We start from the raw sequence: 12,488 nt of genomic DNA, 5'->3' as shown, positions 1-12,488 counted from the left end.
TGAACTGCAGGTGCTCGCCCTGCTCGGGTAGCCGGTACGGTTTCGCTCTCGGGACCGGGAGGGAGGCCGGAATGGACGCTGTCCTGCACGACCTCGCCCTGCACTGGCCGCTGTACGCGGCGATGCCGTTCGTCGCCGCGCTGATCGGGTACGTCACCAAGCGCGTCGCCATCGAGATGATGTTCCGGCCGCTCGAGTTCGTCGGGATCCCGCCGCTGCTCGGCTGGCAGGGCGTCGTCCCGAAGCACGGCGGCCGGATGGCCGCGGTCGCCACCGAACTGCTCACGGCGAACCTGCTCGACCTGCGCGAAGTCCTCGAGCGGATCGACCCGGTGATCATCACCAGCGAGCTGGAACAGCCGCTGCTGCGCGCGGTCGGCCACATCGCGCGCGAGGTGCTGGCCGAGCACCACCCGCGGCTGTGGGAGGTCATGCCGACGCTGGCCCAGGAAATGCTGGTCAAGCAGGTCCAGGCGTCGGCGCCGCGGCTGGTGCGGGACTTCCTCGACGACGTCCGCGAGCACCTCGACGAAGTGCTCGACGTCCAGCACATGACGGTCCAGCAGCTGACCCGCGACAAGAAGCTGCTGGTCCGGCTGATCCGCGAAACGTCCCGCCCGGAGATGGCGTTCATCGCGCGGATGGGCGTCTACTTCGGGTTCGGGCTGGGGCTCGTGCAGACGATCGTGTGGGCGCTCACGCGCGAACCGTGGGTGCTGCCGATCTTCGGCGGGGTCATCGGGCTGTGCACGGACTGGCTGGCCATCAAGCTGATCTTCGTCCCGCGCGAGCCGGTGCGCATGGGCCGGGTGATCTTCCAGGGCAAGTTCCAGCGCCGCCGGGCCGAGGTGGCGCGGCAGTACGGCGAGCTGATCGCGACCGAGGTCCTGACCGTCCGGAACCTGCTGGACGCGATCCTGCGCGGCCCCCGCGCCGACCGGCTGGCGGCGCGGGTGGAGCACCTGGTGTCGGAAACGGTCGACGCGCAGATGCCCCTGGCCTGGACGGTGGGCGGCACGCGCCTGCGCGAGATGAAGCACGCGGCCGCCCGGAAGGCGCTGGAGCAGCTGCCGGACACGGCCCGGTACGCCGAGGGGTACCTCACCGAGGCGATGGACGTGGCGAAGGTGATCGAGCAGCGGATGCTGGCGCTGACCCCGCTGGAGTTCGAGGGCCTGCTGCGGCCGGCGTTCCGGCAGGACGAGTGGAAGCTGATCGCCGTCGGCGGGGTGATCGGGTTCGTGGTGGGCGAGCTGCAGGTCCTGCTGATGCTCGGCTAAAGGGGCACTTTCACGTGAAAGTGCCGCCTCAGGCCGCGGCGACCAGGTCCGGGGCGGGGTCCACCGAGCGGACCCGGGTCCGGCGGTCGCGCTGCCAGGCGAGCACCCGGCAGGCCACGTAGATCAGGAACGAAATCGCGGTCACGAACGCGCTCACCGGCAACCCCGGCGCCAGGGACAGGACGATCCCGCCGATCGCCGACACCTCGGCGAAGACCACCGACAGCACCGTCGCCTTCCAGGGTGACGCCGTCACGCGAGCCGCCGCCGCGGCGGGCGTCACCATCAGCGCCACCACCAGGAGCGACCCGACCACCTTCACGCTCAGCGCCGTCGAGACGCCCACCAGCAGCGCGAACACCACCGTCAGCGTCTTCACCGGGACGCCGCGGGCCACGGCCACGTTCCGGTCCACCGAAGCGAACAGCAGCGGCCGGTAGACCAGCGCCAGCACCGCCAGCACCACCACCGACGACACCACGAACAACGTCAGGTTCGTCGAGTCGATCGTGATGATCTGGCCGGTCAGGATGCCGAACTTGTTCCCGGACCGTCCTTTGTAGAACGACAGGAACAGCACGCCCATGCCGAGCCCGAACGACAGGATCACGCCGATCACCGAGTCGCGGTCGGCGTCGCGCGCGCCGAGGATGCCCAGCAGCAGCGCCGCCACCACCGCGCCGATCAGGGCGCCGTACTCGACGCCGATGCCGAGGAGCAGGGCCGCCGCGCCGCCGGTGAAGGCCAGCTCGGACGTGCCGTGCACCGCGAACGACATCCGCCGCATCACGATCAGGGGGCCCAGCACCCCCGCCACCAGGCCGAGGATCGCCGCCGCCAGCAGTGCCGTCCGCACGCCGTCGAGCTCGGTGATCAGTTCCCAGGTCTTGCCGAAGTCGAACAGATCCAAGACTCAGCCCACTTGCTCTTCGACGTCGTGTTCGTGGTGGTGCGGCTCGGCCTCGCACAACGCGCTCTGCGCGCCCGCGATGTGGATCTGGCCGCCGACCTTGAGCACCTCGACGCGGGTGCCGTACAGCTCCGACAGCGTGGCCGTGGTCATGACCTCGTCCGGCTTGCCGATCCGGAACTGGCCGTTGACCAGGTAGAGCACGCGGTCGACGAACGGCAGCACCGGGTTGATCTCGTGGGTCACGAACAGCACCGCCGTGCCCGCCGCGCGCCGCCGGAAGTCGATCAGCTCGCTGATCGCGCGCTGGTGCGCGAGGTCGAGCGAGAGCAGCGGCTCGTCGCAGAGCAGCACCTCGGGGTCGCCGACCAGGGCCTGCGCCACCCGCAGCCGCTGCTGCTCGCCGCCGGACAGCCGGCCGACCGGCTGTTTCGCGTACCGCGTCGCTCCCACGTGGGCAATCGCCGACGCGACGAGACGACGTCGTGCCGCGATGCCCGGGAACCCGAAACCCCAGCGGTGCCCGTCGAGGCCCAGCCCGACCAGGTCGACGCCGCGCAGCGTCAGCGACTCGTCGATCGCGCGCTGCTGCGGGATGTACCCGATCTTGCGGTTCGCGCCGCCCGGGCGGCCACCCGCGATCTCGACCGTGCCCGCCGAGAGGTCCTGCATGCCCAGCAGCGCCTTGAGGAAGCTGCTCTTGCCGGAACCGTTCGGGCCGAGCACGGCGACGAACTCGCCCGGCTCGACGACGAGGTCCAGCCCGGACCAGAGGGTGCGCGGGCCGAACGCGAGGCCCGCCCCACGGACCCGGACCGCGGGGCGCACGTCGTCGGAGATGGGTGGCATGGCTACTTCAACGCCCCAGCCAGCTCGTCGACTTCCCCGGTCATCCAGCCAATGTAGTCCGTCACACCCGCGGGGAGCGTTTCGGTCACGCCGACCACGCCGATCCCGGCGTCCTTCGCCTGCTTGACGACGTCCTGGGTCAGCGGCGTCACCGTCTGCTCGTTGTTCACCAGCGCCTTGACCTGCTTGGTGGCGATGAGCTGCTTGTAGGCGCTGACGGCGTCGGCCGGGACGTCGGTGTCGTTCTCCACCGCGTCCGAGAACGCCTTGGGCGTCGCGTCGGCGATCTTCGCGCTCGCGAGCAGGTAGTGCGCGACCGGCTCGGTGACGACGACCTTCGTGCCCGGGTGGGTGGTCCCCAGCTCTTCGAGCCGCTTCTCGAGCGCGTCGACCTTCGCCTTGAACGCGGTCGCGTTGTCGGCGAACTGCTGCTTGGCCGCCGGCTTGAGCTCGCCCAGCTGCGCGGCGAGCTGGTCGGCGACCTTGTCGACGCCCGGCAGGTCGTACCAGACGTGCTCGTTCTCGTCGCCGGTCGCGGCGATGTCGTAGGCGACCAGCTTCTTCGCGTTCCCCGCCTGCTCGGTGAGCTTGCCGAAGAACTCGTCGTACCCGCCGCCGTTGGAGAGCAGCAGCTGCGCGCCCTTCGCCGCGAGGGCGTCGTCCGCCGTCGTCTCGTACGAGTGCGGGTCGGCCGACGGGTCGTGGATGATGGCCTTGACCTCGACGTTCTCGCCGCCGACGGCACTGGCGACGCTGCCCCAGACGTCGGTCGAGGCGACGACCTTCACCTTGCCGTCACTGCCCGCCTGCGCGCCGCCGCCGTCGGAGGACGTCCCACCGGAGCACGCGGCCAAGGCGAACACGGACAGGGCCGAAGCGGCCGCGAGGACGCTCCTGGTGCGGGAACTCATCGGAAGACTCCTGACACAGACGCTAATGGAAACCGTTGTCAGATTCACCTTACCCCATCCGGATGACTTCCTGGCCATCCGCTCTCGGTTTGGTGTATGCGTCTTCGTGCATGCGGATCGAGACATCGACCACGCGGGGTGTCTCTTCATGAATTCGATCTGAACCGTTACGGTTTGCTGATGGGACGTCCTATTCGCACCCGGAGGCAGGCGACGCTGGCGTCGCTCGCGGCGGAGCTCGGTGTGTCCAGGACCACGGTGTCCAACGCCTACAACCGGCCGGACCAGCTGTCCCCGGAACTGCGCCGCCGCGTCCTCGAGACCGCGCGACGCCTCGGCTACCCCGGCCCCGACCCGGTCGCCCGCTCCCTGCGCACGCGCAAGGCGGGCGCGGTCGGGCTGCTGCTCACCGAGAACCTCTCCTACGCCTTCCGCGACCCCGCCGCCGTCGGCGTGCTCGAAGGACTGGCGCTGGCCTGCGAAGACGCCGGCGTCGGCCTGCACCTGGTGCCCGCCAGCCCCGGCCGCGAGGACGTCGCCGCGGTGCACCGCGCGGGCGTAGACGGGTTCGTCGTCTACTCCGTCCCGGACGACGACCCGCACCTGGCCGCCGTGCTGGAACGCCCGGTGCCGACGGTGATCATCGACCAGCCGAGCCTCGAAGGCATCGACCGCGTCGGCCCGGACGACGCCGCCGCCGTCGGCAAGATCGCCGAGCACCTGGTGACGCTGGGACACCGGCAGGTCGGCGTGATCTGCATGCGCCTGGCCCGCGAGCGCAACGACGACTTCGTCTCCGCGACGCGGCAGAGCGGTGCGCACTTCCACGTCCAGCGCACCCGGCTGGAGGCGCTGGCCGTCGCGTTCTCGGCGGCGGGCGTCGACTGGGCGGGCGTCCCGGTGGTCGAGCGCTTCGACCACACGGTGGACGACGGCGCGTCCGCGGCCCGCCAGCTGCTGGACGCGTACCCGCAGATCACGGCGGTCATCTGCACCTCGGACATCCTCGCGCTCGGCGCCATGGCCGAGGCCGAGCGCCGCGGGCTGCGGGTGCCGCAGGACCTGACCGTGACCGGCTTCGACGGCATCGCCGAAGCCGAGCGGATCGGGCTCACCACGGTCCACCAGCCGGTCCTGGAGAAGGGCAAGACGGCCGGACGGCTGCTGCTCAGTTCGGGCGAGCGGAGCGCGCCCAAGACGATCACCCTGCCGACCGAGCTGCGGGTCGGGCGGACGTCGGGCCCGCCGAGGACCGTCGACGAGCCGTGGTTCGGCGGCTGAGCTGGTGACATTGCTCTTAACGCATTGCTCAGCTGGGTAGTCACCCGGTCAAATGGAGTGGTACGCCCGCGCCGCGGGGCCACTGGCCGGAAGGTGACCGATGACCTCGATCGACGTATTGCTCAAGCGCAACCAGGAACTCGGCGAGGTGACGCCGGGTGACCGGTCGTCCCCGAAGCCCTCGCTGCAGGTAGCCGTCCTGACCTGCATGGACGCCCGGATCCGCGTGTTCGAGCTGTTCGGTCTGCTGCAAGGCGAGTCGCACGTCCTCCGCAACGCGGGCGGCGTGGTGACCGACGACATGATCCGCTCGCTGGCCCTTTCGCAGCGCAAGCTCGGCACCCGCGAGGTGCTGATCGTGCAGCACACCGAGTGCGGCCTTTCGATGGTCACCGAAGACGACTTCAAGGACGAGCTCGAGGAAGCCACCGGCCTGCGTCCCACCTGGGCGGTCGAAGCGTTCCGCAACGTCGAAAACAGCGTCCGGACGTCGGTGGAGCGCGTCCGGCGGAGCGCATACCTGCCGCACACGGACAACGTCCGCGGGTTCGTCTACGACGTGAAGACCGGGAAGCTCACCGAGGTCGAGTAGCGGCCGCTAGCATTCGGATGTTGCAATCATCCGGATGGGGGCGGCATGCGCATTCTCTTCGCCGGGCTGGCGTCGGCCGGCCACACGTTCCCGATGGTCCCGCTCGCGGCCGCGGCGCGGGACATCGGGCACGAGGTGCACTTCGCCGCCGGTGAGCACGTCCACGAGGCGCTGCGAGGGCTGAACCCGTTCCGGCCCGCGGATTCGTTCTACGAGATCTACGCCGAAGACCTCGAGCCGGACCTGAAGCGGCTGCGCCCGGACCTGGTCGTGCACGGGTGGGGCGTTCCCGAGGTGGCCGTGGCCGCCCGGCGCGCCGGGATCCCGGCGCTCTGGCACGGGTTCGGCCGGATGTTCCCGCGCGACATCGGGTTCGAGCGCCCCTCCGGCGGCGTGCACCTCGACATCTGCCCGCCGTCGCTGCAGGACGCGGACTTCCTCGCCGGCGAGCGCATCCCGGTGCGGCCCGTGCCGTTCGCCGAGCCGGGCGACTTCCGGGGCCCGCTGGTCTACCTGACCCTCGGCACGGCGTTCGGCACCCCGGAGGTGCTCGAGACGGCGATCGAAGGCCTGGCCACGCTCGGCACGCACGTCGTGGTGGCCACCGGCGGGGTGCCCCTCGGGCCGCAGCCGGCCCACGTGACGACCCGGGCCTGGGTACCGCAGGCCGCGGCGATCTCGCGGGCGGAGCTGGTCGTGCACCACGGCGGGAGCGGCACCACCCTCGGCGCGCTTGCCGCCGGCGTCCCGCAGCTCGTCCTGCCCCAGGGCGCCGACCAGTTCGCCAACGCCGACGCGCTCGTCGCCGCCGGCGCCGCCCGGCGCCTCCTGCCCGGTGAGCTGACCGCCGACGCCGTCGCCGAACAGGCGCGGAAGGCGTCCTCCTGCCGCGACGCGGCTCGCGCGATCGCCGCGGAGATCGCCGCCATGCCGTCGCCGGACGAGGTCGCCCGCGAGCTGCCGAAGTACGCGAAGTAGCCTCCCGGCGTGGCTGTGGACGCTGACGTACTGCTCGACTGGTTCTCCGCGCACGGCCGGGATCTCCCGTGGCGCGAGCCCACCTGCTCGGCCTGGGGTGTCCTGGTCAGCGAAATCATGCTCCAGCAGACCCCCGTGGTCCGGGTGCAGCCGATCTGGCACGAGTGGATGGCGCGCTGGCCGGTCCCTTCGGCGCTGGCCGCGTCTTCGCAGGGCGAGGTCGTGCGGGCCTGGGGCAAGCTCGGCTACCCGCGCCGGGCGCTGCGGCTCCACGACACAGCGGCCGTCATCGCCCGCGAGCACGGCGACGTCGTTCCGTCCGATGTGGACACTCTGCTCGCGCTGCCGGGGATCGGCGCCTACACCGCGCGGGCCGTCGCCGCGTTCGCCTACGGGCGGCGGGCGCCGGTCGTCGACACGAACGTGCGGCGGGTCGTCGCGCGGGCGGTGCACGGGGCCGGGGACGCCGGGCCCGCGTCCACCACCCGGGACATGGCCGACGTCGAGGCCCTGCTGCCGGCCGAAGACGCGCCCGCGGCGAAGTTTTCCGCGGCGATCATGGAGCTCGGCGCGCTGATCTGCACCGCGCGGGCCCCCAAGTGCGCGGACTGCCCGATCTACGACGCCTGCGCGTGGCAGCACGCCGGACGGCCGGAGTACACCGGGCCGGCCAAGCCGGTGCAGCGGTACGCGGGCACCGACCGGTACGTCCGCGGGCGGCTGCTCGACGTGCTGCGCGGCAGCGAAGGCCCGGTCGAGAAGGCGCGCCTGGACCTCGTGTGGCACGACGGCGGCCAGCGCGACCGCTGCCTGGACTCCCTGCTCGTCGACGGGCTGCTGGAGCAGACCCGCGACGGCCACTTCGCCCTGCCGGGTGAACACTGACGCGCTACAACCAAAGTTGGTCAATAGTTGTCAATGGCGCGCTGCGGAGTTACCGTTTTCCGCATGGTCACTGTTGACCGCCGGACCCTGCTGAAGGCGGGGGTGACCGCCACCGCGGCCGGCGCACTGGGGATGACGACCACGGGAACGGCCGGCGCGGCCGTTCCGGAACCGGCGATCCACCCGACGTCCGACTGGGGCGCCCGGCCCGCCACCGGCACCATCGTGGTGGAGAACCACAAGCCGACCTACATCGTCGTGCACCACGCGGTCGACCCGCCGATGAACGACGACTTCTCGCTGGCGCGCGCCTACTACGTCTCGCGGTTCATCCAGAACCTGCACATGGACAAGAACGGCTGGATCGACAGCGGCCAGCAGTTCACGAACAGCCGCGGCGGGTTCATCACCGAAGGACGGCACCGCAGCCTGGAAATCCTGCGCGGCGGCACGCGGCACGTGCAGGGCGCGAACGTCGGCAACCACAACAGCGAGGTCATCGGCATCGAGAACGAGGGCCTCTACAGCACGGTGGACGTGCCGCCGGCGCTGTGGAACTCGCTGGTCTCGCTGGTCGCCTACATCGCGAGCCAGTACGGCATCGCGCCGGAATTCATCAAGGGCCACCGCGACTTCAACTCGACCGAGTGCCCCGGCCAGGTGCTCTACAACCGGCTGCCGGAACTGCGGACGGCCGTCGGCCGCGTCCTCGGCGTCCCGGTGGCGCGGGCCGAGGCCGAGTGGCCGCTGCTCAAGCCGGGCGACACGGGCCGGACGGTGCAGCTTGCGCAGCAGTTCCTGCGCGCGTCCGGCTTCGGCGTCCCCACGGACGGCGTCTTCGGGCAGTCCACAAAGGACGCCGTGGCCGCTTTGTCCGATCAGGCCGGTTTGCCGCGCCACACGTGCACCGCCACCAAGGTGACCGACGAGACGGGCTTCCTCGGTGCGGACGTCTGGCCGCTGATCGTTCCCGCGGACCGCTCGGCGGCGGCCTGGCGAGCGGACCTCACCCGAACCTGAGCCGGGGCACTTTCCCGTGAAAGTGCCCCTTTCACGGGGAAGTGGCGGCGAGGTGGTCGGTGCGCCGAGCTCAACGGCGCGCGCGGTGCACCGTCCTTCTCGCCGTCACCGGTTCAGGACCTGGCTGAGGAAGGCCTCGACGGCACCCCGGTAGATCTCCGGGGCCTCGTCGTGGGGCAGGTGGGCCGAGCCCGGGACCACCAGGTGGCGGGCGCCGGGCACCCGCGAAGCGACTTCCGCCTGCTGGCCGGGTGGCATCGCGGTGTGCTCGCCCTCGACCAGCAGCAGCGGGCAGCGGATCGCCTCGACGACGTCCCAGTAGTCCCGGCGCCCCCACTCCGCGGCGATGACGTACAGGTCCTCCAGGTCGGCGACCAGGTGGAACCCGTCGGAACGCTCCTCGACGCAGTCCGCGAAGTAGCTGCCCGCGTCGCCGAAGAACTCGCGGACGTGGTCGAGCGAGGAGAACGGCACCGGCCAGCTCTCGAAGTACCCGCGCCAGGTCTCGACGGTCCGGCCGCGCTGGTCCGGCGCGAAGTCCTCCGACACGACCGCGCGCACCAGCTCCGGGTGCCGCGCGGCCGTCGCCCAGGCGTGCAGGCCACCCATCGAGTGCCCGATCAGCACCGCCGGACCCGCGTCGAGCGTCCGCAGCGCTTCGGCGATGTCGTCGGCGAAGCGCTCGGTCGTCCACGGGCCGACGCGCGGGGCATTGCCGTGGCCGCGCGCGTCGAAGCCGTACACCGCGCCGTAGGGCCGGAGCCACTCCGCGACCCGCCACCACGTCCGCGCCCGGCCCATCAGACCGTGGAGCAGAACGATCGGCACACCGCTGCCGCCGAAACAGAGCACGCGGCCACCTAACCACAAAACCCCTGGTGCAGAACGTGACCAACCGCTCGCAAAGCATCCCACCCCGCCCCACCACCACCTCAACCGAGAAGCTGCGCTTCGCTGTGTCTCCTATGGTGGTGGACATGCGCCGCCGACTCACCGCCCTGGCTGTCTGCGCCGCGGCGGTCCTCGCCGTGGCGTGCGGCGGCGACGCCGTCACGGCGGCACCTCCGCCGCCGCCCATGCACCCCGTACCGGGGGCGTCCGGCGCCGGCGATCCCTACTACCCCGACGACGGCAACGGCGGGTACGACACGCTCGGCTACCAGGTCGACGTCAAGTACGACCCGCCGAGCGGGCACCTCGACGGCGACACGACGGTGACCGCGAAGGCCACCCAAGACCTGAGCCGCTTCGACCTCGACCTGCGCGGGCTGGACGTGCACGGCGTCGAGGTCGACGGCAAGCCGGCGAAGTTCAGCCGTGAGAAGGCCTTCGAGCTGGTCATCACCCCGCCCGCGCCGATCCGGGCCGGGACGACGTTCCGCACGCGGGTCCGCTACGGCGGCGACCCGGCCAAGACCCCGCGCGACGGTGGCAGCGAGAACGGCTGGAAGCACTCGGCCGACGGCGGCGCGTACATGGTCGGCGAGCCGCACTCGGCGGCGTTCTGGTACCCGGCGAACGAGACCCCGCGCGACAAGGCGACCTTCACGCTCACCGCGCACGTCCCGGCCGGCTGGACGGTGCTCTCGAACGGCCGCGAGGGACCGCCGGGCACCTGGACCGAGCCCAACCCGGTGGCGACCTACCTGACGACGATCGCGATCGGCAAGTTCGATGTCGACAGGTCGACACTGAAGGACGGGACCCCGGTGGTCTCGGCGTACGCGCCGGGCGCCGAAGCCCGCCGGGCGATCGGCGACCGCCTGCCGGAGGTGCTCGGCTTCCTGAGCAGCAAGTTCGGCCCGTACCCGCAGTCGGCGGCGGGCGGGATCTTCCTGAACGAGGAAGTACCGTTCTCGCTCGAGACGCAGACCCGGCCGACGTACGCGAAGTGGGCCGACCTGCCGACGCTGGTGCACGAGAACGCCCACCAGTGGTTCGGCGACTCGGTCTCGGTCAAGAGCTGGTCCGACATCTGCCTGAACGAGTGCTTCGCGTCCTACTCGCAGTGGCTGTGGGCCGAGCGCGAGGGCCAGAACCTGGACGACCGCTACCGCGCGGCCATCGAGATCACCCGCGGCAGCACGGACTTCTGGGCGCAGAAGCTGGTCGGCATGGGCCAGGGCCACGAGTTCGAAGGTGTCTACAACAAGGGCATCCTGGCGCTGCACGCTCTCCGCCGCGAAATCGGCGACCCGGCGTTCGGCAAGCTGCTGCGCGAGTGGCCGTCCCGCTACCGCCACGGCAACGCGACCTGGCCGGACTTCGAGGCGATGGCGACGCGGATCAGCGGCAAGGACCTGCGGGCGTTCTTCGACACCTGGTTCCGCGGCACGAAGCTCCCCGCGGACGCCGACCTCTTCCCCGGCTCACTGCGCAGCTGAACTGCCCAGCAACGACCGCGTCAGCGCGTTGCGGGCGTCCTGCATGTCCCGCAGCGCCGTCGTCAACTCCTCGTCGCCGACGACGACGTCCTCGTCCGGGCGCGCGGCCAGCGCCAGCAGCGACGCTCGCCGCAGCAGCTCCTTCGCGAACGACGCCGTCATCCCCGCCGTCGCCTCGACCACCGGGCCGAGATCCGCCGTCAGCGTCAGGCCGCGCGCGTACAGCCGCAGCAGCGCTTCGCGGCCGGCCGCGTCCGGGAGCGGGATCTCGACGGCGAGGTCGACGCGGCCCGGCCGGTCGGCGAGGGCCTTCTCCAGCTCGCTCGCCCGATTGGTGGTGAGCAGGAACGTCACGTCGGCGTCGCCGCCCACGCCGTCCATCGCGTCGAGCAGGGTGAACAGCAGCGGCTGGACCATCGGCCCGTAACTGCGGTCCTGCGCGATCAGGTCGACGTCCTCGAGCACGACCACGCTCGGCTGCAGGCGCCGCGCCAGCTCGGCCGCCTTGCCCACGAACTTCATCGCCGCGCCGGTCAGGATGAGCACCGTGGTCCCCGGCAGGCGGCCCATCAGGTAGCGGACCGTGTGCGTCTTGCCGGTGCCGGGCGCGCCGTGCAGCAGCAGCCCGCGCTTGAGGTGCTGGCCCGCGGCCAGCAGCCGCTCGCCGTGTTCGGCGATGCCCACCGCGTGCCGCTCGATCGCCTCGAGCACGCCCTCCGGCAGCACCACCTCGTCGCCGGTCAGCGTGGGCCGCGGGAGGAACGTGAGCAGCTCGTTGCCGCGGTGCTCACTGGTGCCGAAGGCCAGCACCTGCCCCCGCAGGACGTCGTGCTCGGCCATCAGCCGCTCGACGCGGTTGCGCACTTCCGTGGCCGTCGCCCGCGAGGTCGCGAGGACCTCCAGCCGGCACTGCTCCATCCCCCACTGCGGGTTCGGCCCGCGGATGGCCAGCAGCACCGGTTCCCCGCGGGGGCCGTGCGTGCCCACCAGCCCCAGCTGGACGGCTTCGGTGGCGTCTTCCGGCCCGGTCGCCGTGGTCGTGTAGTCCACCGAACCGAGCTCGTACATGCCCTGCCTGCGCGCGACCGCGAGCATCCCGATCAGGTCTTCGTGCGTGCGCTGGCCGCCCGCGACGCCGAACCAGTCGACGGCCGTGCCGTGCTCGGCGAGGTAGGCGTCGACCCCGCGCTGGAGGTTGGCGTGCTCCCACATCGGCCAGTTGCGGGTCACCACCACCACTTCCGGCAGCGACGCCCCCAGGTGGCCGGTCACCCGCCCGATCAGTTCGCTGCCCTCGCCGCTCGCGACCTCGTCCGCGGTGGCGCGGATGATCCGGGCGAGGTCGGCGGCGAGAGCGCGCTCGGTACTCCCCATGCCCTCAACAGTGGCACGGGTCAC

Annotated in this window: 12 protein-coding genes; 7 read left to right on the top strand and 5 right to left on the bottom strand. The window is 71.4% G+C overall.

Annotated elements, in window-relative coordinates; genetic code table 11:
- Positions 1-71 precede the first annotated feature (71 nt).
- Complete coding sequence (locus IE317_RS34255) at positions 72-1,280, top strand: DUF445 domain-containing protein (RefSeq protein WP_191315520.1); 1,209 nt, start codon at positions 72-74, stop codon at positions 1,278-1,280.
- A gap of 28 nt (positions 1,281-1,308) precedes the next feature.
- Here IE317_RS34255 and IE317_RS34250 read toward each other — a convergent pair whose 3' ends face one another.
- Genes IE317_RS34250 through IE317_RS34240 form a run of 3 tightly spaced genes read right to left on the bottom strand, consistent with a single transcriptional unit; the run spans position 1,309 to position 3,950 of the window.
- Complete coding sequence (locus tag IE317_RS34250) at positions 1,309-2,190, bottom strand: metal ABC transporter permease (RefSeq protein ID WP_191315519.1); 882 nt, start codon at positions 2,188-2,190, stop codon at positions 1,309-1,311.
- A 3-nt stretch (positions 2,191-2,193) separates the two neighbouring features.
- On the bottom strand, positions 2,194-3,039 hold the full coding sequence (locus tag IE317_RS34245; RefSeq protein WP_191315518.1) for a metal ABC transporter ATP-binding protein: 846 nt from the start codon (positions 3,037-3,039) through the stop codon (positions 2,194-2,196).
- Between the two features lie 2 nt (positions 3,040-3,041).
- Positions 3,042-3,950, bottom strand: coding sequence for a metal ABC transporter solute-binding protein, Zn/Mn family (locus IE317_RS34240; protein WP_191315517.1), 909 nt, complete (start codon positions 3,948-3,950; stop codon positions 3,042-3,044).
- Positions 3,951-4,130: 180 nt separating this feature from the next.
- Here IE317_RS34240 and IE317_RS34235 point away from each other — a divergent pair, with 180 nt between their 5' ends.
- The 5 genes from IE317_RS34235 to IE317_RS34215 all read left to right on the top strand — a co-directional run bounded on the left by IE317_RS34235 (position 4,131) and on the right by IE317_RS34215 (position 8,706).
- Positions 4,131-5,231, top strand: a complete 1,101-nt coding sequence (locus tag IE317_RS34235) for a LacI family DNA-binding transcriptional regulator (protein ID WP_191315516.1) — start codon at positions 4,131-4,133, stop codon at positions 5,229-5,231.
- A 100-nt stretch (positions 5,232-5,331) separates the two neighbouring features.
- Positions 5,332-5,823, top strand: a complete 492-nt coding sequence (locus IE317_RS34230; RefSeq protein WP_191315515.1) for a beta-class carbonic anhydrase — start codon at positions 5,332-5,334, stop codon at positions 5,821-5,823.
- Positions 5,824-5,868: 45 nt separating this feature from the next.
- Positions 5,869-6,801, top strand: a complete 933-nt coding sequence (locus IE317_RS34225) for a glycosyltransferase (RefSeq protein ID WP_191315514.1) — start codon at positions 5,869-5,871, stop codon at positions 6,799-6,801.
- Between the two features lie 9 nt (positions 6,802-6,810).
- Entirely contained in the window at positions 6,811-7,686 is an 876-nt protein-coding gene (locus IE317_RS34220) for an A/G-specific adenine glycosylase (protein ID WP_191315513.1), read from the top strand.
- 63 nt (positions 7,687-7,749) lie between these two features.
- Complete coding sequence (locus IE317_RS34215) at positions 7,750-8,706, top strand: peptidoglycan recognition protein family protein (protein ID WP_191315512.1); 957 nt, start codon at positions 7,750-7,752, stop codon at positions 8,704-8,706.
- 105 nt (positions 8,707-8,811) lie between these two features.
- Here IE317_RS34215 and IE317_RS34210 read toward each other — a convergent pair whose 3' ends face one another.
- The gene (locus IE317_RS34210) at positions 8,812-9,558 is read right to left on the bottom strand and encodes an alpha/beta fold hydrolase (RefSeq protein ID WP_191315511.1); all 747 of its coding nucleotides are present in this window, start codon (positions 9,556-9,558) and stop codon (positions 8,812-8,814) included.
- 125 nt (positions 9,559-9,683) lie between these two features.
- Here IE317_RS34210 and IE317_RS34205 point away from each other — a divergent pair, with 125 nt between their 5' ends.
- On the top strand, positions 9,684-11,090 hold the full coding sequence (locus IE317_RS34205) for a M1 family metallopeptidase (protein ID WP_191315510.1): 1,407 nt from the start codon (positions 9,684-9,686) through the stop codon (positions 11,088-11,090).
- Here IE317_RS34205 and IE317_RS34200 read toward each other — a convergent pair.
- Complete coding sequence (locus IE317_RS34200; protein WP_191315509.1) at positions 11,076-12,464, bottom strand: AAA family ATPase; 1,389 nt, start codon at positions 12,462-12,464, stop codon at positions 11,076-11,078. The genes IE317_RS34205 and IE317_RS34200 overlap by 15 nt on opposite strands.
- Positions 12,465-12,488 lie beyond the last annotated feature (24 nt).

This window comes from Amycolatopsis bullii, from assembly GCF_014654205.1.
Classification (GTDB): domain Bacteria; phylum Actinomycetota; class Actinomycetes; order Mycobacteriales; family Pseudonocardiaceae; genus Amycolatopsis; species Amycolatopsis plumensis.
The sequence above is the reverse complement of the archived record's forward strand: the minus strand, read 5'-3'. Positions and strand labels throughout refer to the sequence as shown.